This window comes from Allobosea sp. TND4EK4 (assembly GCF_900156025.1).
Lineage (GTDB): Bacteria > Pseudomonadota > Alphaproteobacteria > Rhizobiales > Beijerinckiaceae > Allobosea.
Window position 1 is genome coordinate 565412 of record NZ_FTMO01000001.1, and the last position, 23825, is coordinate 589236.

Sequence of the window (23825 nt, forward strand, 5' to 3'; positions counted from 1 at the left end):
CTCCGAGACGCCAGCCTAGTTCAGCTGATGGCGACCCGTCCACGCCATTCATGGCCGGCGCCTACCGTCGCGCTCAACTGCCTCAACGCGACGTCGATCGCCGAGAGGGGAGTTCCGAAATCCACGAGCTCCTGCGCTTCGGAATAGAGCCAGACTGGTTCCGTCACCGTTGCGGATCGTATGATGGCGGAACCGGAGAGAATGTCGACCGCGTAGCGCTCGCTCTCCTCGCCCAGCGGCACCTCCACCAGGTCCCAGCTGTCGCCGTCGACGCGCGTGCGGCGCAGCCAGGTCAGAGAGATCCCCGCCCCCCTGCGTCGCGCCGTGACGCGCACCGGGGCAAGCGGCCTCAGCGCCTCGGCGCCCACCGGCACGACGATCTCGACCATGGTCGGAGCGCCGACGTCGTCGCGCGCCGGCCCGATGCGCAGCCGCAAGTTCCTGCCGATATCGGCAAGGTCATTGCTGAGCACCATCGTCGCCCCGTCGAGCATGACGATCCGGGCCCCGGCCGGCAGATGCCGCCCTGAAGCGGCCTCCGAGCCGCCGAGGCCGCGCACAAAGCCGGAAAGGCGGAAGCGCTGCGGCCCGATCAGCTCGACACGCGAAACCGTAACCAACTCGATCATGCCCTCCCCATCGATCAGCGCCAGCGCATTCGCGCCGGCCAGCGCCGCCTCAGGCGTCACGGAAGCCAGCACGCCGCCGCGCAGCCGGACATCGAGCACCGAGCGGCGGTCGCTTCGCCAGAGCGGCCCTGGCCGGAGGTCGGTCAAGGTTTCGCCGACCACCGCCGGCGCCTCGATGAAGCTGCGCGGCGCGAAGAGGCCGGCGTCGTCAGCCTGCCAGATGGCGAGCGCCCCCGGCCAGGGGGCTGCAAAGGCTGCAAGCGAGAGAAGCGCCGGCGGTTGGCTGACCGCTATCGGCAGCGCCATCGGCACGACCAGGGGCCGGCCGGGCAAGGGCGGCGGCGCGCGAACCGGCCTGGCGCCGCCCTTGACGCCTGCCATGCGATAGATCGCCGGCTCGACCAGCCGCCCGCCGATGCGCCGGGTCGGACCATCGGCGATGCGAGTGATGCGGAAGAGACGCTCGGTCGCCCCCTCGGCCAGCCCGACCACATCCCCCGGCTCCAGATCGAGGCAGCGCGGCGAGAGTTCGCAATCCAGCGTCTCGCGTGCCGCCCAGGCCTCCTGCAGGCGCTGGTCGGCCAGGCGCATGCCTTCCTGCTGGCGTGTTACGATGGCGGTCTCGACCGCAACCTCCCGCCGGGCACCCCCCGCCAGCCGGCGCGAGCGGGCGGCGGCGTTGCGGTAGTCGTTTTCGCCGTCGCAGAAGCCGAGCCGCAACTCGAGCGGCAATTCGCTCTCCTGTGCCCGGCGCAGGGTGAAGGCCTCGCCGTCGCGGTCGAGAATCAGGTCGTCGAGGCGGAGCCGTCGCGCGACGGCTCCGCCGCGCCCTTCGAAGCGCAGCTTGCCGGAACTCATGACGGCGTCGAAGCCAAAGGTCTGTGCCAGAGGCTCCAAAGCCTGTCGCGCCGAGAGCGGCCGCTCGATCACATAGCCGTCGAGGAAGCCGTCGATCGCGATATGGTCCGCCGGCGGCAGGCCGAAATCGGCGATCAGTCTCTCCACGAGCCGGTCGACGGGGCTGCCTTCCAGGCGCCCGTTGAGCCAGTGTCCCGTCTCGAAATTCGCCCCATCGGCCCAGCTCGCAGCTAAGTCGGGAAAAGCCGGGAACGGCCGCGCATCCCAGTTCCAGACGAAGAGGTGGCCCGGTTCGACCATGCGGATTCCGCTCTCCATGTGAACCGGATTGCGAGCGGCATCGAAGCCGACCAAAGACGGATCGAAGCCGGACAGAATGGCTTCCAGCGCCCGCGCCTGCACAAGGTCGTCGCGTGCACCGCTGGAAAAGGGCGGCAGGCCTCCCTCATCGGACTTCGGGTCCGGGAAGATATTGGGCGCATTGGCGCCCTTGTCGACGGCGGGGACGCCGATCTCGGTCAGCCAGATCGGCTTGGCGCCGGGCGCGAAGTGGGTGGCCGTCGTCTCGGCGCCACCGGCCCGTCGGATATGCGGATTGCTCCACCAGCCGACGAGGTCCTTCGGGCGATAGATCCAGGGCTTTCCGTATGCGCCGTCCGAGATCGGCAGGCGCTGCTGGGCGACGCGGCCAGCCTCGTCCGCATAGTACCAGTCATAGGCCTCGCCACCGCTCACCCTGGAGCGCAGATAGCCGAGATCGGTGGGCCCCCGCGCCATCCGCGCATCCGCATGGTCCCCGGAATCGCGCCAGTCCGACAGCGGCGGATACCAGTCGATGCCGATGGCACCGATGGCAGGATGCGCCCAGAGGGGATCGAGCGGGAAGTCGATGTCCTCCCCGCCATTCCGGACATCGGCTCCGTATTCGGTCCAGTCGGCGGCATAGGTCAGCGTCGCGGCTGGAAGCATGGCCTGGACATCGGCCGCCAGCGCAGCGAGATGCCCGGCCATCGGATAGCCCTCGGCATCGCGCAGGCGCGTCAGCCCGACCAATTCCGAGCCGATGACGAAACCTTCGACACCGCCGGCGAGCTGCGCCAAGGCCGCGCAATGCATCACGAGACGACGGAAGCTCCACTCGTCGGGCTTGGCGCAGGTCACCGTGCCATCGGCGATGGCGATATCGGCGGGAGCGACCGTGCCGGCGAAAGCCGCGACCTGCGCCATCGCCCCGGCCGTTCCCTCGGGACTGCCGCTACGGCCCGGCGCCGGGTCGCAGGTGATGCGCCCGCGCCAGGGATAGCGCGGCTGCCCGACCGCTCCGGTGTAGGGGTCCGGCAGCGCGTTGCTCGCCGGGATATCCAACATCAGGAAAGGATAGAGGACGACCTCCAGCCCGTAATCGAACCGCAGGCGTCGGATCAGGGCGACGATGCTCTCGTCGGAGGGTGTCCCGCCGAAAGCCGGGCGACCATCCACCTGGCTGACGAAACGCGCCGAGCTGCGCGTCAGCCCTGCCACCGACCATTCCGCGCCGACGGTCGGCTTGTGCGAGACCTCGACGCGGGGCGCGACCGTGCAGGCGCCGGCGCGCAGATCGTCGCCGAACCAGGAAACGACGAGCGAAACGCGCCGCAGATTCGGGCAGAGCGCGATGAGATGGCCCAGTGCGGTGTCGGCATCCGCCCCGCCATAGAGCTGGTGGCGTGTCAGGCTCTCGGTGACGCCGGGCTCGGGCTCGTGGCTGACGGAGCGGATATCATAGACAAATTCGCCGGCGCCAGGCGTCAGGGTGACGGCACGGATCATCCCTCCGAGCCCCTCGACAGCGCGCACGACCTCGAATTCGAATTGCGGGACGCGATTGCCGTAATCGGCCAGTGGGAAACGCTCGAATACGACATAGGCCAGCCCGCGATAGGCCGGCGCGGCGCCGGCCTCCTTGGCGAGGATCAACGGATCGGCGGCTTGGGTTTCCTCACCCCGATAAACCCGCATCGCCACAGTCTGCACGTCGAGTTCGCGCCCATCGGCCCAGATGCGCCGGACGAAGGCGATGGGCCCCTCGCACAGGCCCACCGCGAGATTGGCGTAGTAGCTGTAGGTCGTCTCGTAGGATTTCTGCGCCTTGCCTCCCTTGCCGCCGCTCTTGGTCCGCGTGACCGAAAGCTTGACCTCCTCCTCGAAACGCGTCGCCCAGATCAGCTGCCCGCCGAGCCGGGCCCGGCCATAGAGGCGCGGGATCGCCGCGCCTTCGGTCGCGACGAGGCCGTTGACCTCCTTCAGCCGCGGCCCTTGGACGATCTTGTTGCCGCCAGAACCGCCGAGCCAGGCTTGGTCGAGGCTCGCGCCTGCGAGCCCGCCGAGCGCCTGCCCGATCGCGCCGCCGATGGGTCCGCCCAGTGCGGTGCCCAGCGCCGAACCGGCGACCTGAAGAAGAAGCGTCGCCATCAGTCGCTCACTCCGGGAAAGGAAAAGGCATGGCTGAGATGGCGCCGCCACCAGCCGGTCAGCGCGACCTCGGTCACCGCCGCGCCGTCATGCGCGTGGATGATCGCGTCTTGCGCGGACAGGATCGCGCAGTGCTTGGCGGGCAGATGCGCCCGCCAGCGGAAGAGCAGGACATCGCCCGGTCTCGCCTGCCCTGGATCAAGGGGAAGGAGATGGCGCATGGCGGCGAGCGCAAGCGTCTCCTGCCCGAGGCTCTCCGCCCAATGCGGAGAATAGGCCGGTGGCGCTTCCGGCTCGGGACCACAGAGATCGCGCCAGACGCCCCTGACGAGGCCAAGACAATCGCAGCCGACACCGCGCAGCGAGGCCTGGTGGTGATAGGGTGTGCCAAGCCACTGCCGGGCCGCGAGGACGATCTCGGCGCGCCTCATCGGAACAGGCTCCCCCCGTCGAGAGCACCATCCCCGGGGCGAACGCCGCCGATGATGAAGTCGGTGGAGGGCATATGCGGAAAGCCGCGGAAATTGACGGCGTTTCCGAATTTGCCGCGGCAGGTGGCGAAGCTCTTGTCGCAGCCCGGCGTCACCTCGAAGCCGTCCCCAGCGCTGATCGGCACCGCCGGCGCCTGCCAGAGCTGGAGAACCGCGTGCTCGCTCTCGAGACCATGGCGCTTCACCTCGGTCGCGAAGCCCGTGTTCGCGCCGGAGGTGAAGACCAACCGGCCGCCGGTGAAATGCCCGTCGGCGAAGCCTGAAAGGCCCGTGGCCGAAAGCGAGAAGCGTCCGTCCGTTTCGACGACGTTCGCCGGGGCCGGCGCGAGCACAACGCCGCAGCGGGCATCGCCCAGATCGGCAGCGCAACTGCGCAGATAGACCCGGCCGCGCTCCTCGTCGAACGCCTTGGCCGTGCCGCGCATTTCTGCCGTGAAGGCCGTCCCGCCGCGGCGCACCTCGCCGACATGGCCTTCGTCCAGCAGCAGACGCTGACCCGGATCGGCCCAGTTGACCAGCCAGATTCGCAGCCGCGCATCGTCGAAAGCGCCGCGTGCCAGATCGGCCTCGTTCAGTCCGGACGCCGCGAAGGCGCCTGAGACCTCGCCGCCGCCGATGGCGAAGCCGAGCTCGGCGGTGGATTCGGCAGCCTCCAGTCCCGTCGCGGCTGCGAAGGCAATGCCGTCGAAGGCCAGAGGCCGGTCGTGGTCGGTGAAGCCGAGGACGAGGCCGTCGCGGCGCGCCAGACTCCAGCAGTGGCACAGGGTGGTGGCGCCGCCTTCGAGATGGGCGGCCAACGCCGCAGGAATATCGCGCATGATCGCCTCAGGGCAGGATTTCGACGACGGGGATGCGCGGGATCTCGCCTGCCTCGAAGGCGGAGAGATCGACCTCGATCGCATCCGTATCGAAGCGGACAGGGACGTCGAACGAAAAGCCGGCCGAAACCGCGGCGCCTGTCGCGGGGATATGCCCGGCGGTGAACGTCACGAGCCCGGTCGTCATGTCGCAGACAAAGGCGTCCGGCGGTTGCACGACTCCGTCCACAGCAAGGAGGACACTGCCTGACGCAGGCTTGGCGACATCGCGCCGATAGGCCTGCGCGCCGCTGCCGTAGCTCTTGCAAAGCTGAAATGCCGCCGTGATGCCGTCGCCGGTGCCGATCAGCTGATCGTCCGCGCTCGGCTCCTGCGAGGGCGGGCAGCTCTTGCAGTCGAGCCGGTCCCGCCAGCGGAAGCCATAGAGCCGCCCGCGCCGTTCCTCGAAGAAGCTCACCACCTGGGCCAAGGCATCGAGAGAGCGCACGCCCAGCCCCGCATCGTAGCGCCGGCGCGAATGGGCCCAGCGGCTGTTGCGCACCTCGCGGCCCGAGGCGAGCGTGACGATCTGGGTCTGCCGCTCCGGCCCGCCACGGGCGCCGCGGGCGATGTCGAGCGGAAAACGGACATCGTGGAAATCGCTCATCGCCGCCCCCGCTCAGAGCGCACGGCTGCCGCGGGCGACGGCCCGAGCCACTGCGGCCGCAACCTGCGCTTCCGAACGGCGGAAGCTCTCGGCGTCCTGCGTCGAGACCTGGACGGTCACCGAGAGCGGACGCGCGTTGCCACCCCCGGCCCGCACACCGAGGCGCCCGTCGGGCCCTCGAGAGAGCGGCAGGATGGCCTCCGCCCCGCTCTCGCCCATCAGGCCGAGGCCGCGCCCGGTGGGGAAATAGGAGGGCGAAGCGACAATCCCGCCCTCGGCGAAAGGAGCGACCGGGACGCTCGCGCCGCCCATGCTGCCAAGGCCACCGCCGAGCAGGCCGGCCAGGCTCTTGACGCCGCTGCCGAGCAGGTCGGAGATCCCGGTCTGCAACGGCTTCAGCGCCGTTTTCAGCAGGCTGTTCGTCATCGATCGGCCGATGCTGCGCAGCGTATCCTCGAACCTCTTGCCCTCGACCACGCCGCGCGAAAAGGCGTTAACGATCGATTTACCAAAGCTTTCCGAGGAGCGGCTGAGAGATTGAGTCAGGCTGTCCATCGCCCGCATGTCGGACAGGCGGACGGTGTCGAAGGCGTCCTCTTCGGCCATGGCATCCTCTTCAGAGATTGATTCAAGTGTCGTGCTCAACCATCGGGGAAAGCGGCAAGCAGCCCTTCAAGGGCAGCTCGGTCCGGGGCGGCAGCGACGGCCGCAGGGCGGAAGGCGCGGATCGCGGCCGCGAGCTCTCGCGGCGTCGATGCCCAGAATCGGTCCGGCGCCCAGCCCAACCGACCGAGGCCGAAAGCCATCGCCTCTTCCCAGGGAAAGGCCGCCGGGGCGCTTACGCCTCCGGCGGCTGCGGAGGGCGGGCCTCGCCATCGCCGAAGGTGGCTTCCAGGAGGCCGATCGCAGCCTTGATCGCGCCTGCGAGCCCGCCGTCGAAAGGCAGCCCGGCGACGTCCTCATCGCGGATCGCCTTGCCCGCGCCGCGCAGCCCGGCGGCGATGATGCGGATGATATCGCGGGCGGAAAGATGGCCGCCGATGAAGCGCTGGCCCAGGGCGGGAAGGCTGTCGACGGCAAAGGCATGCTCGAGTTCGGCGAGCGCGCCGAGCGTCAGGCGCATCGGCAGCGCCTGCCCCTCGACCATGAGCGCGGTCTCGCCGCGATGACGATTGACCATGGGTCTTCTCCTCAGAGAGCGGTGAAAGCGAGAGCGCCGGCCGATTCCAGCGACAGGTCGAAGGTGACCTCGGCGGCATGGTCGCCGCGGTATTCAAGGCTGGTGAGCTGGAACGGCCCCTCGATCGTGCCGAAATCAGGAACCACCACCTGCCAGTCGCGTATGGCGCCGTCGAAGAAGGTCTGGCGCACCAAGGCGTCGGAGGCGCCGTCCTTGAAGATACCGGAACCGCTGATGGCGGCGCGGCGCATTCCCGCCCCCTGAAGCAGTTCCCGCCAGCGGCCGGCCGATTCCGAATGGGTGACGTCGACGATCTCGGCATTGAACGCGATCTGCCGGGCGCGCAGCCCGGCGACCGTGACGAAAGCCCCCTCCCCGTCTGCCGCCTTGAGCAGCAGGTCCTTGCCCTTCTGTGCCGACATGCGGCTCTCCTTCGATGGTTCCAAAAGACATCAGGCCGACTCGGTGGCCGCCCGGAAACGGAGCGTCACGCTTGGGAGGCCGCCACGCGGCTCGCGCGCAAGACGGCTGGACAGCCAGCGCAGGTTGACGAGCACATGGCCGTCCAGTGCGAGGCCGCTGCCGTCCAGGGCCGCCACGATCAGGCCGGCCGCCTCCAGCGCCTGGCGCGACGAGCCGCTCTGCCCTGCCCAGACGACGAGCGCGAACTCCTGCTCGCAGCCGGTTTCGGTGCCGGTCGACCAGTCGCGCGCCTCGATGTCGCCATGCACCACGTAGAGGCCGCGCTGGGCGCGCGGCGCCTCGTCGAAGATTCGGTCCGCGCCGATCAGCGCCGTCAGGGCAGCGTCCGTCGCGAGCCGCGCTTGAACGGCGCCCCGCAGAGCCAGGATCGCATCGCTCATGGCGTCACCTCCTCGGCGAGGCAGACCAGCCGGCGGCGCCCGCCATCGGGATCGGCGGCGGCCCTGATCTCGAACAGGCGTGCCCCGTCGCGCAGACGCCTTCCGGCGTCGAGATCGCCGCGCCAGCGCAGGGTGATGCGATAGCTGCCGGTCTGTTCGGGCCGACCCTGCCGCCAATGCTCCGCGCCACCGAGCCATTCCACCTGCGCCCAGAAGGCGGCCACGGTGACGAAGCTGCGGGTGACGCCGCCCAGCCCATCGGACGCTTCGACCGGCGCTTCGAGCGCAAGGCGCCGCCGCATGCCGCCGATGGCGGCCTCCCGCCGTTCCACCATCACAGCCTCGCCCTGCGATAGGGCGCGACGAGCGCCGCGATCGGGACCGGCAAGGCCTGGGCATCGCGGCTGGCGACATCGCCGCGCTCTTCGAACCAGCGTGCCGTGAGGCGCAGCACCGCTTGCCGCAGCGGCCCGGGCACGTCCGTCGCGTCGGGACCGAAGCCGGCGACCACGTCGATCTCGATAGCGCCGTGGTCACGACCAGGTGCGGGGAGTTCGCCCCCGATGCGGATCAGGGGCGGATCGGACAGGCTGTCGAGCGCCATGGCGGCAGGATCGACCGGCTGCGCCGTTCCCGTGGCGTCGTAGACGCGGGCGGCGAGGATGGTGCTGACGGGCGACAGCGGCAGCCGGATCTCGCCCGCCTGTGGCCAGCAGTCGAGGACGATGCGCCAGTGCTGATCGACGAGGCAGCGGCCCGACGCCGCTTCCACCATCAGGCGCGCCGCCGTCACCAGCATCGTCAGCAGATCGTCCTCGTCGCTCTGGTCGAGGCGCAGGAAGCTTCGGGCTTCGGCGAGCGAGATCGGCTCCTCGGCAGGCGGCTCCAGGGCAAGCGGCGTCATGATCGCTCCGTTGCGGGTTCAATTGCGGGAGGCGACGCGCTATCTGCCCTCCTGGGAGGAGCGTTCGATGCGCATCGTGAACTGGGTTCTGGGTCTCGCCTGGGCGCTTTCGGCGCTGCCCGCGTCGGCCGTGGTCGGTGGCCGCGAGGGCGGGCCGGCCGAAGCCTCGACCGTGATGGTGCTCAACGCCCGTGGCGGGGTGTGCAGCGGCGTCGTGCTGTCGCCAAAAACCGTGCTGACGGCAGCCCATTGCGCGGCCGGCGGCACCGAGCTGCGCGTTCATTGGCGGGACGGCGGGGAGCCGGTGCTGCTCGTGCCCGCCTCGGTCGTCCTCCACCCGGAGTTCAACGCAAAGGCTGTCAGCAACCGGCGCCGGTCGATCGATCTGGCACTGATCCGGTTGTCCGAGCCGCTGCCGGCCCGTTTCACGCCGGCCACCCTGGATGGCGGCGCCAGCCCACGCGCCGGCAGCGCGGTCACGCTCGCCGGCTACGGCGTCTCGCAGGAGCGGGAGGCCCGCACGACAGGGACCTATCGCTCCGCCGCGCTCGAGGTGATCGAGCCTTACGGCCCCGGCCGCATCCTGCTCTGGGCGGCCGACCCAGCCGGGCGTGGCAAGACGCCGGGCGCAGGTGCCTGCCAGGGCGATTCAGGCGGTGCGATGTTCGACGGGCCAGCCGTCGTCGCGATCAGCAGCTGGTCGACCGGACCGGCCGGCCGCGAATGCGGCTTGCTGAGCCAGGGCGTGCTGGTGGCGCCGCAACGGGGCTGGATCGACTTGACCCTGGGCCAATGGGGGCAGACCGCTCGCTGGTCGGCACCGCGCTGACGGAAATACTGGACTGCGCCGCCGTCTCTTCTAGATTGGTCTGCCATCGTCATCGATCTGGCTCATGCTGTCGCGCTCGCTTTCTCTTCTCGGCTTCTCGTTGGTGCTGGCGGCAACCCAGCCCGCCCTTGCAGTCGTCGGCGGCGTCACGCCGCGCGACACGCAGGGCACGCGCGCCTCGACCGTGCGCGTGGAAACCAGCCGCGGCGAGCTCTGCTCCGGCGCAGTGATCGCGCCGCAGATCGTGCTCACCGCAGCGCATTGCCTGATGGATGGCAGCTCGATCAGCGTCGTCAGCCTCGATCCGCGCTTCAAGCCGCGCCGGCAGCTCGTCGTGGCCGTGCTGCCGCATCCGAGCTTCGTGCCCGGCACGACGCCACGAACCCAGCCGGGTACCGACCTCGCGCTGCTGCGCCTGGCACAGCCCCTGCCGGACGACATGCAGCCCTTGAGTCTCGGCGGCGGGCTCTGGCAGGGCGAGACCGTGACCATGGCCGGCTACGGCCTCTCTTCGGAGAACAACAAGCGCAGCGCGCGGCGACTGCGCGAGACGCAGCTCCTCAACGTCGGCAACTACACCACGCAGAATACCGTCAAGGTCGCGGTCGACATTGAATCGCGCGGCGAGACGCCGGGCGCCGGCGCCTGCCGTGGCGATTCCGGAGGGCCGGTCATCCGCGGTTCGGCCCGCTCGCGCGACCTCGTCGGGATCGTGAGCTGGTCGAGCGGGCCGCTGAGGACACAGGCCCGGCTGATCTGCGGCGGGTTCACCGCGATCACCCCGGTCAGCGAGCATCGCGACTGGATTTCGCAAGGCAGCGCCCGCCTGCTGGCGCTCGGCAGCGCCCTGCAGCCGGACGAAGCCGGCCGGCCACAGGCCAGCTCCGAATGGAGCTGGTGGTTCTCGCGCTGAGCGTCCAGGGTGGTGGCCCCAGATCGCTGCGAAAGGCAGTTTCCGCTTTCGGACCAGGTGCTCAGCTTGCGAATGTCAGCCCCTTGATGGCGGCGAAATCCTGCACGCCGCCGCCCACGCGCTTGGTCGTGTAGAACAGCACATACGGCTTGGCGGAGTAGGGGTCGCGCAGGATGCGCACGCCGGCCCGGTCGACCACGAGATAGCCGCGCCGGAAATCGCCGAAGGCGATCGCCACGGCATTGTTTGCGATGTCGGGCATATCCTCGGCCTCGACCAGCGGAAACCCCAGCAGGGTCGCCGAAGCTCCGGCCGAGGCCGGGGGCTGCCAAAGATAGTTGCCGTTGGCGTCCTTGAACTTGCGTACCGCTCCTTGCGTCTTGCGGTTCATCACGAAGGTGCCGTTCTGGCGGTAGCCGGCCTTCAGCGCATAGACGAGGTCGATCAGCGCGTCGCCCGGATTCAGGGCGGCGAAGGCGCCGGCAACGCCGGTATTCAGCACGCCGATATTGCCCCAACTCCAGCTCGCCTCGGCGACGGTCGGATAGGCCAGGAAGCCCTTGGGCTTGTCGACGCCGTCGCCACTGACGAAAGCCGCGCCTTCCTGCTCGGCGAAGGCGCTCTCGACCTCCTCCGCGATCCACTGGTCGATGTTGACGATGGCGTCGTCGAGCAGGGTCTGCGTCGCCGCCGGCATGGCATAGAGCTCCATCGCCGGGAAGGAGAGCTCGGCCAGCGTCGGCGTGGCCGTCTGCGGACGAACCGCCGTCTCCGAGACCCAGCCGGAGGCCGGCCCTGCGGTCGAGAAGGCCTTCTTGTAGCTGCCGGACGAGATGGTCCGCACCGTCGCCAGCGCCCGGATCGGCGAAATGTTGGCCAGGCGACGCAGGATTTCGCCCTCGACCGTCGAGGGCGCCAGATAGCCGCCATCCGGGCCGGAGCCGGCCGAGAGAGCCTTCGCCTCGAGCCGCTTCAGCCCACCGGCCTCGCCGGTTCGGACATAGGCGGCGAATGCTGCCTTGTGCTCCGCGACCAGCGGATCACGGGTGCCCTGACCGTCCCGGCCGAGCGCGGGCCGCGAGCGGTCCAGTGTCAGCCGGTCGATTCGGCGCAGCGCCTCGTCGAGCGCGCCGTCGATCCGGGCGAGCTTCTCCTCGGTCAGCGGATCGACACCGTTGCGGGCTTCCAACCCCGCAAGACGTTCGTCATTGGCGGCACGATAGCTCTCCAGCGTGTAGCGCATATCTTCGAAGGCGAGCGCCAGATCGGCACCGGATGCCTTGGTTTCGGGGGCATGGTCGAGATGGGTCATGGATTCTCCTGGTGAAATGCGATGGGAAGCCGGGTTTCAGGCGAAGGCGGCCGGCCGGAGCACGGTTTTCACGGCGCTGACCCGCGCCTGTGGCAGCATCGGAAAAGTGACGATGGAGACCTCCCAGAGGTCCACCCGCTCCAGCCGGCGCAGGCCGGTGCGCGGCTCGGTACGCGCCTTTTCGGGGCGAAAGCCGATCGAAAGGCCGTCGATCGCGCCGTCCCGCATCAGCGCGTGGATCTCGCGGGCACGAGCGACGGCGAGCGAGAGCCGCCCGCGGACGAAGAGACCGCGACGGTCCTCGGCCAGGCTGAGCCAGCGACCAAGCGGCTCGGCCGGGTCGTGCTGCCAGAGCAGCTTGACGCCGGCAAGGCCGCGCCGCGCCAGACTCTGATGGAAGGCGCCGGGCTCGACGACGTCCTTGCCCAGGTCCGGCACGCTGAAGAGGCTGGCATAGCCTTCGAAGGTGCCGTCAGCTGCGACGCGGGCAGGCTGCATCGGCAGAAGCTTGGCTTCGAACGGCAGGTGGCGGGTGCGGTTCATCCCCGGTTCGCCTCGCCCTTGGCCGACTGGCTGCGCTCTCCTTCCAGCTTCGCGAGATTGCTGACGAAGCGGCTGAAGGTCTCGCGCGTGGCGCCGGCAGGCCCCGCTCTGTCGGTCTGCCGCCGCCCTCCTTCCGGTCGCGGCAGCGGCCTGCTCCGGCTGGTTCCCTTCATGGCTTTTCTCCCTCGTGGCGGGCGTTGAAGCGGTTGAGTTCGCGCACGAAATCGTCGAAGCGGCGGTTTGCAGCCGTGAGCTCGCGCAGGACGAGCCAGGCCAGCCCGGATGCACTCGCGGCCCAGAGCAGCAGGCCGAGATGGCCGACATCGGCGCGGCCGACGAAAGCCGTCACGATCTGATCGAGCAGGTTCATGACGGCTCCTTCCCGGAGGTGCGCCGGCCGTAGCCGACCGCCTCGCGCTTCTCGTCCTCGTCGAGGAAGGTGGCTGCGCCCAGCCGCCGCCAGAGCGATTCCCGCTCCTCGGCCAGTGCCTCGATCGCATCGAGGTCGGGGTCGAGCATGAGGTCGTCGCCGAAGGCCGGACCGAGCCATTGCGCCAGTGACTGCGCCGTGCGGCGGACCAGCGGGATCACCGTCTGGCGCCAGAGCGCGCGGTTGGCCTCGGCGAAATTGGCGTGGGTGTTGTCGCCGGCCAAGCCGAGCAGCAGCGGCGGCACGCCGAAGGCAAGGGCGATCTCGCGCGCCGCCACGCCCTTGGCCGCGACGAAATCGAGCTCCGCGGGCGTCAACGAGAGCGGCTTCCAGTCGAGGCCGCCTTCCAGCAGCAGCGGGCGGCCGGCATTGCGGGCGCCCTGGAAGCTGTCCTCCAGTTCCTGCTTCAGCCGGTCGAACTGCGGCTCGGTCAGCATCGCGCCGTCCGGCCCGTCATAGACGAGCGCACCCGACGGCCTCGCCGCATTGTCGAGCAGTGCCTTGTGCCAGTTGCTGGCGGCGTTGTGGATGTCGAGCGCGGTCGCTGCAGGCTCGACCGGCGAGAGCCCGTAATGGTCATCGACCGGGTGGAACAGCGTCAGATGCAGGATCGGCGGCAGCGCGCCCTCGTCCTGCCGAAAGCGAATCGTCTCCCCGCCGACGGCGTAGTCGTAGGCCTCGGGCCAGCCGTCCCGGCCCGGCACCACGCGCATCCGGTCGGGCCGCAGCGCATAGAGCTCGCGCGGCTCGCGACCGGTCGAAACCGACTCGACATAGGCGTTGCCGGCGACCAGCAGATGGCCGAACAGCATCTCGCGAAAGGCGATGCCGCCCTGTCGGGGGTTCGGGCGGTCGATCAAGGCGAGCGCCGGATGCTCGGGCCTCTCGCGGTCCCCGACCTTGGCGACAAGCGGCGTCTGGGCCGCCGCCTCGGCGATCAACCGGACGCAGCGATGGACGACCGGGTTGCGCTCGTAGCCCTCGCGCGACAGGGCGACGTAGTCGCGCGGCGTCCACACCGCCCGCCCCGCCTCGTGCAGGGCGATCAGCGGCCCGACGCGCGAGCGCTTCTGCTCCGGCGCGGCGTTGCCGCGCAGGCTGCGAAGGAAATCGAACATGGAAGTCTCGCTGTTGGAGCGTGAAACGACATTCCGGCAGCCGTCATCGCGAGCGCGGCGAAGCGTTCCAGAAGCGGCAGTCCTCTCTGCCCGCTGGATTGCTTCGTCGCTGACGCTCCTCGCAATGACGGTTGGCGGGAAAACTACATCCCCCGCACCCGCGGCCGGCCCTTGGGCGCGAGCATCAGATGCGTCAGTGCCCAGACCAGCGCATCCAGCCGGTCGGGGGAGCGACCGGTTTCGAGGCCGGACGGGCCGAAGGCGCACATTTCGTCTTCGAGCTCGGGGAAGGCGCCGGCATGGCGGACCCGCCCCTGGGCATAGAGCGCCGCCACCGGCTCGGCCCTCAGATACTTCCCGCGCGTCGCCTTCACGGAGATGACGGGGATGCCGGCATCGACCTCCCGGATGACGCTCTCAACCATCTCGCCGCCCTGGTTGACCTCGACGACCAGCGCATCCGCTTCATGGCGCCTGTAAAGTGCGACAGCCTTCTGCGCCCATTCATGCGGGCGGGCGCCGGCCAGCGTCGCATCTTCCAGCACATGGCCGAGCCCTTCGGCATCGACGCCCGCGACCACGAGCCCGCACCGATCGGCGCGCTGCGAGGAGGAAGCCGGCGGATCGACCGCCACGACGATCCGCGCAAGGCCTGGAGCGGCGCGCTCCCGGGTTGCTTCGAGCATCGCTCGCGTCCAGAGCGCATCGGCGCTTTCCTCGACGATCTCGCCGTCGAGTTCCTGCCGGCCCAGCCGCGTGCCGCCATAGCTCTGCGTAACGGTGCGGATGAATTCCGCCGCCATGTTGAAGCGGTTGTCGGCTGTCTTCGCCCGGCTGACCGCAACGTTCGGCTCGACCAGCAGGCGTTTGATCAGGGGCACCGGCCGCGGTGTCGTGGTGACGATCTGGCGAGGATGGTCGCCGAGACGCAATCCGAATTGCAGCATGTCCCAGCACTCCTGAAGGTTCGGCCATTTCGCCAGTTCGTCGGACCAGGCGGCGCCGAATTGTGGGCCGCGCAGGCTTTCCGGGTCCTCGGCGGAGAAGACTTGGGCGATGGCGCCGTTCGGCCATTTCAGTTGCCGCAGCGAAGGCGACCAGGTGGGGCGCTCCCAGCGGGTGTGGATTGACAGGAGGCCGGAGACACCTTCGATCATGACGTCGCGGACCTGCCCCTGCGTCTCGCCGATCAGCGCGATGCGCCCGGTCTTGGCTTCTGCATAGGGCGGATGGCCGAGCGCCATGCCCTTCACCCATTCCGCTCCCGTGCGCGTCTTGCCGGCCCCACGCCCACCCAACACCAGCCAGACACCCCGCGGCGGCGGCGGCGGTATCTGGTCTGGCCGGGCCCAGATCGCCCATTCGACGATCAGAACCTCGTATTGGTCAGGCGTCGCCGTCGGCAGCAATTGCAGGAGCAGCGGCACCCGCCTCTCTGGCGGCAAGGACTTCAAGACGTCGTGCAAGCTCCTTTCGGAGTTCGGCGACGTGGCGCAATCCATCGGCGGCGGAGAGGTCATCCGTCTGCTTGTCCTTTTGGCCGGGCGCCGGTTCGTCGATCGCCACCAGTTCGCGCACCGTGCGCGCCAGCGTCGCCAGCGCCTTGGCGTCGGCCTCGCTGGCGGCGGCGCCCTTGGGCATGTCCGAGAGATGCTCCTCATGCGCGTCGAGCTGGCGCTTGGCAGCCCGCCAGAGCTGGCTCACCACGCGCTTCCGGTTAACCGGCACCGTTCGGGGCTTGGGCACAGCCGCTGCTGCTTCGCCGGCCGCGCCGTCATCCTCTGTCATCGCGAACGTCCCTGATGGCAGGCACGAAAAAGCCGCCGGCGGGAGGGCGCGGCGGCTTCGTTCGGGCACATTTCGTGAGCGTTCCTGATGTCTACCCGATCAGCGTCACGATGTCAAGAAAATATTCCTACATTCGAGAGGCGCAGATCAGAGGGGCATCAGACCTCTTCCTTCTCGACCCACTTATAGGTGGCGGAAGGAACGTAGTCCGCCATCCGGTCCAGCAGGGTCGCCGGTTCGGTGTCGGTCATGGCCATGGCGCGGTGATTGGCCTTCAGGAAGCCGGCCTCCACCGTCTGGTCGAGAAACGTCGCCAGCGCATCGTAGAAGCCCGCGACATTGAGCAGGCCGAGCGGCTTGCCATGGATGCCGAGCTGGCCCCAGGTCCAGATCTCGAACAGTTCCTCGAAGGTTCCGATGCCGCCCGGCATGGCGATGAACCCGTCCGAAAGCTCTGCCATCCGCGCCTTGCGGGTGTGCATGGTGTCGACGACCTCGAGCCGCGTCAGCCCGAAATGGCCGACCTCCTTGTCCCGCAGCGCCTTGGGGATGACGCCATGGACCTCGCCACCGGCTTCCAGAGCGGCATTGGCGACGACGCCCATCAGGCCGACCGCGCCGCCGCCATAGACGAGCACCAGGCCGCGACGGGCGATCTCCGCCCCCATGGCCCGCGCGCCGGCCGCATAGACGGGATCATTGCCAGGATTGGAACCGCAGAAGACACAGACCGATTTCATCACCCGAGAGCCTGCAAGATCCGGGCCCAGGAACGCTGGCCCTTATGGAAGGAAGATAGGTCGTATTTCTCGTTCGGGGAGTGGACGCGATCGTCGTCGAGGCCGAAGCCGACGAAGAGCGTGTCGATCCCGAGCGTGCGCTTGAAGTCTCCGCCCACGGGAATCGAGCCGCCGCTGCCGAGCGCGACGACGCGCCCGCCCCATTCGTCCGCGAGCGCCTTGCGTGCCTTCTGCAGCACCGGTGAATCCTGCGGCACGGCGAGCGCGGGCGAACCGGAATGGCTGATGAACGCAGCGGTCACGTCCTCCGGCAGCCGGTCGCGCACGAACTGCTGGAAGGCTGCGGCGATCTTCGCGGGGTCCTGATCGCCGACGAGGCGGAAAGAGACCTTGGCCGATGCCTTGCCGGGAATCACGGTCTTGCTGCCTTCGCCGGTATAGCCGCCCCAGAGCCCATTGACGTCGCAGGTCGGGCGGGACTGGATCTGCTCGATCAGCAGCCGGCCCTTCTCGCCGATGGAGTGCTTGAGGCCGACCTGGCCGAGGAAGTCCTTCTCGGTGAGCCCGAGATCGGCCCATTCGGCCTTCTGGGCATTGGTCGGCTCGTGCACGCCGTCATAGAAGCCGGGGACGGTGATGCGGCCGGTCTCGTCATGCAGTTCGCCGACGATCTTCGCCAGGATATGGATCGGATTGGCGGCGGCCCCGCCGAACAGGCCCGAATGCAGGTCACGATCGGCGGCGGTGAGCGTCACCTCCTGATAGACCATGCCGCGCAGTGTCGAGGTGATCAGAGGCGTCTCGCGATCCCACATGCCGGTGTCGCAGACCATGGCGAAATCGGCCTTCAGCTCGGCGGCATTCGCCTTGATGTAGCCCGGCAGGTTGACCGAGCCGGACTCCTCCTCGCCCTCGACGAGGATGGTGAGGCCGATCGGCAGATCCCCGGTCTCGGCCAGCGTCGCGCGCACGGCCTCGATGAAGGTCATCACCTGCCCCTTGTCGTCGCAGGCGCCGCGCGCCGAGATGACCTTGCGACCGGGCTCGATCTCGCGCAGCACAGGCTTGAACGGCTCGGTATCCCAGAGATTGAGGGGGTCGACAGGCTGCACGTCGTAGTGGCCGTAGAAGAGGGCATGGGGAGCGCCGGGCTTCGGCCGATGCGCCAGCACCACCGGATGGCCGCCGGTCTCCCGCAACTCGGCCTTGAAGCCGAGGCCTTCCAGATCCGCCCGAAGCCACTCGGCCGCTTCGCGCGTCTGGGCGTTGAAGGCGGGGTCGGTGCCGACCGAGGGAATCTCCAGCCAGGACGACAACCGCGCCAGCGAAGCGTCGAGATCGCTGTCGAGGCGTGAAAGGACGGCGGAAAGCTGGGCGGTTTCGGACATGACGGCACCGGATGCGATTCAGATGACGCCATCATGGCAAGCAGACGCGGCAACGTCAGCCTCCAATCGCGCATGGATGCCGCCCTTCTTCCAAGGTCGAGCCCTTATTGAAAACGCTTTGCAACTGCATTGACAGCGAAAGCCGGCGGCCTTAGCTCTTATTGCAACCAGTTTGCAGCAAGGCCGTGCCATGTCCGAAACCGCCCCGGAATCCTCGTCCATTTGGTTGAGATCGCGTGGGGAGCCCTCGCTGGCGGACGTGTTCCGGACCGTGAAGGTCACGCCCGGCATGTCGTCCTGGCGCAAGTTCCTGACCTTCCTCGGCCCCGGCTACCTGGTCGCAGTCGGATATATGGACCCGGGCAACTGGGCGACCTCGCTCGCAGGCGGGGCCCAGTTCGGCTACACGCTGCTCGTCGTCGCCCTGGTTTCGAACATCATGGCGATCGTGCTCCAGTCGCTCTGCGCGCGGCTGGCAGTGGCGACGGGGCGCGACCTCGCCCAGGCCTGCCGCGACGCCTATCCCCCCTACATGGCCTTCCCGCTCTGGCTGCTGGCAGAGCTGGCCATCTGCGCCACCGACCTCGCAGAGGTCATCGGCACGGCTATCGGCCTCAACCTGCTCTTTGGGATTCCGCTCGAGATCGGTGTCCTGATCACGGGCCTGGACGTCTTCCTCATCCTCTGGCTGCAGACCAGGGGCTTCCGCTGGGTCGAGGCGTTCATCATCACGCTGCTCGGCGTCATCGCCGTCTGCTTCGCGGTTCAGATCGCCATGGCGGACCCGGATTGGGGCGCGGTGATCAAGGGCTTCGCGCCGACGACGGAGATCGTGACGAACCCCAACATGCTCTACATCGCGCTCGGCATCATCGGCGCGACGGTGATGCCGCATAACCTCTATCTGCATTCCGGCATCGTGCAGACCCGCGCCTATGGCGGGAGCCTGCCGGAGAAGCGCGAGGCGCTGAAATACGCCACACTGGATTCGACGGTCGCGCTCTGCTTTGCGCTGTTGATCAACGCCTCGATCCTGATCCTGGCCGCCGCCACCTTCCACAAGGCGGGCCAGCACGACGTGGCGGAGTTGGGCAAGGCGCAGGAACTGCTCCAGCCGCTGCTGGGGGCCTCCATAGCTCCGACCCTCTTCGCGATCGCCTTGCTCTGCTGTGGCCTCAACTCGACGGTGACCGCGACGATGGCCGGCCAGATCGTCATGGAAGGCTTCCTGCGCATCAGGCTCGCCGCCTGGCTGCGCCGCCTGGTGACGCGGCTCGTCGCAATCGTGCCGGCCATCGCGGTGACGCTGATCTATGGCGAGGGACAGACCGCGAAGTTGCTGATCCTCAGCCAGGTGGTGCTGAGCCTGCAACTGCCGTTCGCCGTGGTGCCGTTGGTGATGCTGACGGCGTCGAAGGCGAAGATGGGCGAGATGGCGGCGCCGCGCTGGCTGACGGTGCTGGCCGCCGTCATCGCGGCGATCATCATCGTGCTCAACATCAAGCTGATCGTCGATTTCGCGACGGGTGCTTGATGGGCGCCACGGCAGAACCCCTTTCCCGCAAGGGAGAGGGGCAGGGTTGAGGTGCAGGCCCCTGACCGATGAGACGGCGTCTTCATCGCCGCAGCGGTCAGGTCACCGCCACAACGTCCAACGGCCGACCACTCACCTGCCCTCTCCCTCCGGGAGAGATTCCCCTACCGCTTCCCGGACATCGATCCGAGAATGCCGCGCAGGATCGCGGTGCCGACCTGCCGGCCGATCGAGGTCGCGGCCGAGCGGGCGGCTGAGGTGATGATCTTCTCGGCCATGCTCTGCGGCAGCGGTCCGCCCCGGGAGCCAGGCCCGGTCTTGGGGCGCTGCTGCGGCGCACCGCCGCCGAGCCAGCCGCCGATCGTATCGAGGATACCGCCGCCGACGCCGGTCGCGGACGCCTCGACTGTTGTGCTGTCGGGATTGAGGTCCCTGCGCTTCGCCAGCTCTTCATAGGCGGAGTCGCGGTCGATCATCGTCTCGTACTTGCCGCGCTCCGGCGATTGCTGGATCGCCTGCTGGCGCTGCTGCGGCGTGCAGGGGCCGACCTGCGCCATCGGAGGCGCGATCAGCGCCCGCTCCACGATCTCCGGCGAGCCCTTGCCTTCCAGCATCGAGACCAGCGCCTCGCCGACCGCGAGCTGGGTGATGACCGCTTCGGTGTTGATCTTCGGGTTCTGCCGGAAGGTCGTGGCTGCAGCGCGCACCGCCTTCTGGTCGCGCGGGGTGAAGGCGCGCAACGCGTGCTGCACGCGGTTGCCGAGCTGGGCCAGCACCGTATCGGGAATATCGAGCGGGTTCTGCGTGACGAAATAGACGCCGACGCCCTTGGAGCGGATGAGCCGCACCACCTGCTCCACCGCCGTCAGAAGGGCCTTGGGCGCGTCGTTGAACAGCAGATGCGCCTCGTCGAAGAAGAAGACGAGCTTGGGCTTGTCGAGATCGCCCACCTCGGGAAGCTGCTCGAACAACTCGGAAAGCAGCCAGAGCAGGAAGGTGGCGTAAAGCCGCGGATTGTTCATCAGCTTGTCGGCGGCGAGGATATTGACGATGCCGCGGCCGTCGCGATCCGTCTTCATCAGATCGTCGATCTCCAGCGCAGGCTCGCCGAAGAAGAGGTCGCCCTTCTGGTTTTCCAGCACCAGCAGCGCGCGCTGGATGGTACCGACCGTAGTGGCGCTGACATTGCCGTATTTCGTCTTCAGCTCGGCGGCGTTGTCGGCCACGAAAGTCAGGATCGCGCGCAGATCCTTCAGGTCGAGCAGCAGCAGCTTCTGCTCGTCTGCAATGCGGAAGGCGATGTTCAACACGCCTTCGGCGGTGTCGTTGAGATCGAGCAGGCGGGCGAGCAGCAGCGGCCCCATCTCGGAGATGGTGGCGCGGACCGGATGGCCCTGCTCGCCGAACACGTCCCAGAACACGGTGGTGAACTGGTCGGGCTGGTAGTCGAGGCCGAGTTCCTTGGCGCGGTTGACGAAGGCGGGCTTGCTGTCGCCGGGCGCGACGATGCCGGAGAGGTCGCCCTTGATGTCGGCAGCGAAGACCGGCACGCCATTGCGGGCAAAGCCTTCGGCCATGACCTGCAAGGTCACGGTCTTGCCCGTGCCGGTCGCCCCGGTGACCAGGCCGTGGCGGTTGGCCAGCTTCAGGAGCAGGTTCTCCGGCTTGTCGCTCTTGCCGATCAGAATCGCGCCGTCGTCCGCCATCGTCACCGTCCGCCTCGTCCGAAATGTCGTAAACGGGTGTAGCGAAACCCTGACGCAGCGGGAAGCCCGAAGCGTTGGCTTCGAGATCGTAAACATGTAAACTATTTTCGAAGCCTCCGTGAGGGAGGCCTTGGCAAGGGATTTATGGACCCATGGATGAGCTGATTTCACGCATCGTCGCGGCCACCGGCCTTAGCGAGGAGCTGGCGCGCAAGGCGGTCGGCATCATCCTCGCATTCCTGCAGAAGGAGGGCCCCGCAACCGAGATCGGCGAGCTGATGGCCGCGATGCCGGGCGCGCAGGACCTTGCCAACGCCGAATCCGGCGCCAAGGGCGGCATGCTGGGCGCGATCGGCGGGCTGATGGGCGGTGGCGGCGGCGTGATGGCGCTCGGCGGTCAGTTGATGGGCGCCGGCCTGTCGATGCCCCAGATCCAGACCGTCTCGAAGCAGATGTTCGCCTTCGGCCGGGAGAAGGCCGGCGAGGACACGATGGGCGCGATCGTCGGCGCGATACCGGGCCTCGGCCAGTTCGTCTGAGCGCTCGAGCCGCGAAGCAGGCAGCGCCGCCTTCGGGCGGCGCTTTGCGTTCTGGCGCGCAAATGCGCACCATGTCTGCGACGAAGTAGGGATGGCAGTGCGGCGGCGCGCATGGCAATCAGCGCGGCGCAGCGGCACAATGGGCGGCAAGGAGCAGGGCGCTTATGATCTCGGCAGGCTCATCCGACCTTCCTTTTCTGGACGCTTTTCCGGCGCCGTCGCAGGAACTCTGGCGCGCCGCCGTCGACAAGGTGCTGAAAGGCGCGGATTTCGAGAAGAAGCTGGTCGGACACAGCGCCGACGGCATCCGCATCGAGCCGCTTTATGAAGCCGGCTCCGGCCCGCGCGCCGTAAGAGCCGAGTCGGGGCGTTGGCATGTCGCAGCACGGCTCGACCATCCCGATCCGGCCGAAGCGAATGCGCTGGCGCTGGCCGAGCTGGAAGGCGGCGCTGACATGCTCAGCCTCGCCTTCGCCGGCGCTCCGGCCGCGCGCGGCTACGGCCTCGTCGCCGACGATGTCGCCGCGCTCGAGCGCGCGCTGGATGGGGTGATGCTCGATCTCATCCGCCTGCGGCTCGACCCGGCGCCGCAAGGCCGCGTCAATGCGCTGATGCTGGCGGCGCTGATCGAGAAGCGGGGTCACGCACCGGCTGGGCTCGCCATCGAATTCGGGTTCGATCCGATCGGCACCCTGGCGCGCAGCGGCTCGCTTTCCGCGCCGTGGAGCGAGGTCGCGCGGCGGCTGGCCGTAACGGTCCGCACGCTGAAGGAACGCGGCTTCACCGGCCCCTTCGTCACGGTGGATACCCGCCCCTATCACGAGGCAGGCGCCAGCGAAGCGCAGGAACTCGGCCTCATGATAGGGACCGCTGTCGTCTATCTGCGCGCGCTCGAAGCCCAGGGCCTCCCGCTTGAGGAGGCACGCAACGCCATCGCCTTCACCCTCGTCGCCGACACCGACGAGTTCATGACCATCGCCAAGCTGCGCGCCGCGCGCCTGCTCTGGGCTCGCGTTCAGGAAGCCTGCGGCCTTTCCGCCGAGCCGGCGACGATCCATGTCGAGACCGCCTGGCGCGCGCTCACGCGGCGCGACCCGTGGGTCAATCTGCTGCGCGGCACCGTCGCGGCGTTTTCGGCGGGAGTCGGCGGAGCCGATTCGCTCACCGTTCTGCCCTTTACGGCCGCGCTCGGACTGCCGGATGGCTCTGCCCGCCGTGTCGCGCGCAACACCCAGCTCGTCCTGCTGGAGGAAGCCAACCTCTGGCGTGTCGCCGATCCTGCCGCCGGAGCGGGCAGCTTCGAGGGCTTGACCCAGGCGCTCTGCCAGCATGGCTGGACCATTTTCCAGCAGATCGAGGCGGCAACCGACCAGGCAGTGCAAGGTGTCGTCGGGGCTCTGGCCAGCGGCAGCATTCAACAGGACATTGCCCGGTCGCGGACGACGGCAGCGAAAGCAGTCGCGACGCGGCGCGCGCCGATCACCGGAACCAGCGAGTTCCCGAATCTGCGGGAGGGGCGTGTCGATGTTCTGCCGGTCACCCCGGTGGAGGGGTCGAAACTCGCGCAGCGGGGGAGCGCCGATCGTGACCCTGCCGAGATCATCGGCGCGCTGGCGGAGGGCGGCAGCCGGGCCGAGGGCCTGATCCCAAGCCACGAAGCGGTGGCGATCGAGCCCCTGCCCTCATTGCGGCTGGCCGAGCCGTTCGAAGCGCTGCGCGCCGAGGCGGAGGCCGCGGCGTCTCCTCCGGCCGTGTTTCTGGCGACGCTCGGGCCGATCGCCGATTTCACCGCGCGGGCCGGCTTCGCCCGCAATCTGTTCGAAGCGGGCGGAATCGTGGCCGCGGGCGGAAAGAGCTTCGCCCAAGACGGCGCGACCGATCTCGACGCATTGGTCGGCGCCTTCCGGGCGTCCGGAGCCAGACTCGCCTGCCTGTGCGGATCGGATACCGCTTATGCCGAGGAAGGGGCGGCTATGGCCGAGGCGCTGAAGCGGGCCGGTGCGACGGTCTGGCTCGCAGGGCGTCCGGCCGAGAACGAAGCCGCACTGAACCAGGCCGGGGTGACCTCGTTCATCTTTGCAGGGTGCGATGCGGTCGAGACACTGACGCGCGCGCAAGCCGCTGCTTCAGCTTGATCGGAGACAG

The 23825-nt window shown here is 68.6% G+C and carries 25 protein-coding genes and 1 pseudogene; 5 read left to right on the forward strand and 21 right to left on the reverse strand.

Going from position 1 to position 23825, the window contains the following annotated elements:
• Positions 1-20: 20 nt before the first annotated feature.
• The 11 genes and pseudogenes from BW981_RS02800 to BW981_RS02850 all read right to left on the reverse strand — a co-directional run bounded on the left by BW981_RS02800 (position 21) and on the right by BW981_RS02850 (position 8840).
• A complete protein-coding gene (locus tag BW981_RS02800) occupies positions 21-3938 on the reverse strand; it encodes a baseplate multidomain protein megatron (protein ID WP_076435998.1) in 3918 nt (1305 codons plus the stop codon).
• The gene (locus BW981_RS02805; protein WP_076436000.1) at positions 3938-4369 is read right to left on the reverse strand and encodes an NlpC/P60 family protein; all 432 of its coding nucleotides are present in this window, start codon (positions 4367-4369) and stop codon (positions 3938-3940) included. Before BW981_RS02805 ends, BW981_RS02800 begins: the two co-directional genes overlap by 1 nt.
• Positions 4366-5247, reverse strand: a complete 882-nt coding sequence (locus BW981_RS02810) for a DUF2163 domain-containing protein (protein ID WP_076436001.1) — start codon at positions 5245-5247, stop codon at positions 4366-4368. The genes BW981_RS02805 and BW981_RS02810 overlap by 4 nt, the downstream gene beginning before the upstream one ends.
• A 7-nt stretch (positions 5248-5254) precedes the next feature.
• On the reverse strand, positions 5255-5893 hold the full coding sequence (locus tag BW981_RS02815) for a DUF2460 domain-containing protein (RefSeq protein WP_076436003.1): 639 nt from the start codon (positions 5891-5893) through the stop codon (positions 5255-5257).
• Between the two features lie 12 nt (positions 5894-5905).
• Positions 5906-6499 (reverse strand): phage tail tape measure protein, encoded by a 594-nt coding sequence (locus BW981_RS02820; RefSeq protein WP_076436004.1) that lies wholly within the window; start codon positions 6497-6499, stop codon positions 5906-5908.
• Positions 6500-6534: 35 nt separating this feature from the next.
• A pseudogene (locus BW981_RS02825) lies at positions 6535-6705 on the reverse strand (phage tail assembly chaperone); the annotation flags it as partial.
• A 26-nt stretch (positions 6706-6731) separates the two neighbouring features.
• Positions 6732-7073 (reverse strand): gene transfer agent family protein, encoded by a 342-nt coding sequence (locus BW981_RS02830; RefSeq protein WP_076436007.1) that lies wholly within the window; start codon positions 7071-7073, stop codon positions 6732-6734.
• A gap of 11 nt (positions 7074-7084) precedes the next feature.
• Positions 7085-7495 carry a phage major tail protein, TP901-1 family gene (locus BW981_RS02835; RefSeq protein ID WP_076436008.1) on the reverse strand — a complete coding sequence of 137 codons (411 nt, stop codon included), beginning with the start codon at positions 7493-7495 and terminating at the stop codon, positions 7085-7087.
• Between the two features lie 30 nt (positions 7496-7525).
• A complete protein-coding gene (locus tag BW981_RS02840) occupies positions 7526-7936 on the reverse strand; it encodes a DUF3168 domain-containing protein (RefSeq protein ID WP_076436010.1) in 411 nt (136 codons plus the stop codon).
• On the reverse strand, positions 7933-8271 hold the full coding sequence (locus BW981_RS02845) for a phage head closure protein (RefSeq protein ID WP_076436011.1): 339 nt from the start codon (positions 8269-8271) through the stop codon (positions 7933-7935). Before BW981_RS02845 ends, BW981_RS02840 begins: the two co-directional genes overlap by 4 nt.
• Entirely contained in the window at positions 8271-8840 is a 570-nt protein-coding gene (locus tag BW981_RS02850; RefSeq protein WP_076436013.1) for a head-tail connector protein, read from the reverse strand. Before BW981_RS02850 ends, BW981_RS02845 begins: the two co-directional genes overlap by 1 nt.
• Here BW981_RS02850 and BW981_RS02855 point away from each other — a divergent pair.
• Positions 8839-9669 carry a S1 family peptidase gene (locus BW981_RS02855; protein ID WP_244560195.1) on the forward strand — a complete coding sequence of 277 codons (831 nt, stop codon included), beginning with the start codon at positions 8839-8841 and terminating at the stop codon, positions 9667-9669. The genes BW981_RS02850 and BW981_RS02855 overlap by 2 nt on opposite strands.
• Before the next feature lie 64 nt (positions 9670-9733).
• Entirely contained in the window at positions 9734-10582 is an 849-nt protein-coding gene (locus BW981_RS02860; RefSeq protein ID WP_076436014.1) for a S1 family peptidase, read from the forward strand.
• 61 nt (positions 10583-10643) lie between these two features.
• On the opposite strand, the gene BW981_RS02865 is transcribed toward BW981_RS02860, so the two are convergent.
• The 9 genes from BW981_RS02865 to BW981_RS02900 form a co-directional block, all read right to left on the reverse strand.
• Entirely contained in the window at positions 10644-11825 is a 1182-nt protein-coding gene (locus BW981_RS02865) for a phage major capsid protein (protein ID WP_244560222.1), read from the reverse strand.
• Positions 11826-11930: 105 nt separating this feature from the next.
• Positions 11931-12437, reverse strand: coding sequence for an HK97 family phage prohead protease (locus BW981_RS02870; protein ID WP_175624025.1), 507 nt, complete (start codon positions 12435-12437; stop codon positions 11931-11933).
• Complete coding sequence (locus tag BW981_RS22930; RefSeq protein ID WP_175624026.1) at positions 12434-12610, reverse strand: hypothetical protein; 177 nt, start codon at positions 12608-12610, stop codon at positions 12434-12436. Before BW981_RS22930 ends, BW981_RS02870 begins: the two co-directional genes overlap by 4 nt.
• Positions 12607-12807, reverse strand: coding sequence for a hypothetical protein (locus BW981_RS02875; RefSeq protein ID WP_076436018.1), 201 nt, complete (start codon positions 12805-12807; stop codon positions 12607-12609). Before BW981_RS02875 ends, BW981_RS22930 begins: the two co-directional genes overlap by 4 nt.
• Positions 12804-13985, reverse strand: a complete 1182-nt coding sequence (locus BW981_RS02880; RefSeq protein WP_076436020.1) for a phage portal protein — start codon at positions 13983-13985, stop codon at positions 12804-12806. The genes BW981_RS02875 and BW981_RS02880 overlap by 4 nt, the downstream gene beginning before the upstream one ends.
• A gap of 143 nt (positions 13986-14128) precedes the next feature.
• Complete coding sequence (locus BW981_RS02885; protein WP_244560196.1) at positions 14129-15412, reverse strand: DNA-packaging protein; 1284 nt, start codon at positions 15410-15412, stop codon at positions 14129-14131.
• Positions 15372-15842, reverse strand: coding sequence for a hypothetical protein (locus tag BW981_RS23230; protein ID WP_139333590.1), 471 nt, complete (start codon positions 15840-15842; stop codon positions 15372-15374). Before BW981_RS23230 ends, BW981_RS02885 begins: the two co-directional genes overlap by 41 nt.
• Positions 15843-15931: 89 nt before the next feature.
• The gene (locus tag BW981_RS02895; RefSeq protein ID WP_076436022.1) at positions 15932-16513 is read right to left on the reverse strand and encodes an LOG family protein; all 582 of its coding nucleotides are present in this window, start codon (positions 16511-16513) and stop codon (positions 15932-15934) included.
• A complete protein-coding gene (locus tag BW981_RS02900) occupies positions 16513-17901 on the reverse strand; it encodes a M20/M25/M40 family metallo-hydrolase (RefSeq protein WP_076436024.1) in 1389 nt (462 codons plus the stop codon). The genes BW981_RS02895 and BW981_RS02900 overlap by 1 nt, the downstream gene beginning before the upstream one ends.
• Positions 17902-18091: 190 nt before the next feature.
• Here BW981_RS02900 and BW981_RS02905 point away from each other — a divergent pair, with 190 nt between their 5' ends.
• Entirely contained in the window at positions 18092-19435 is a 1344-nt protein-coding gene (locus BW981_RS02905; protein WP_076436026.1) for an Nramp family divalent metal transporter, read from the forward strand.
• Between the two features lie 164 nt (positions 19436-19599).
• On the opposite strand, the gene BW981_RS02910 is transcribed toward BW981_RS02905, so the two are convergent.
• Positions 19600-21141 carry a helicase HerA-like domain-containing protein gene (locus BW981_RS02910; protein ID WP_076436028.1) on the reverse strand — a complete coding sequence of 514 codons (1542 nt, stop codon included), beginning with the start codon at positions 21139-21141 and terminating at the stop codon, positions 19600-19602.
• A gap of 152 nt (positions 21142-21293) precedes the next feature.
• Here BW981_RS02910 and BW981_RS02915 point away from each other — a divergent pair, with 152 nt between their 5' ends.
• Both BW981_RS02915 and BW981_RS02920 read left to right on the forward strand, forming a co-directional pair.
• Entirely contained in the window at positions 21294-21680 is a 387-nt protein-coding gene (locus BW981_RS02915; protein WP_076436030.1) for a hypothetical protein, read from the forward strand.
• A gap of 164 nt (positions 21681-21844) precedes the next feature.
• Complete coding sequence (locus BW981_RS02920) at positions 21845-23815, forward strand: methylmalonyl-CoA mutase subunit beta (protein WP_076436032.1); 1971 nt, start codon at positions 21845-21847, stop codon at positions 23813-23815.
• Positions 23816-23825 lie beyond the last annotated feature (10 nt).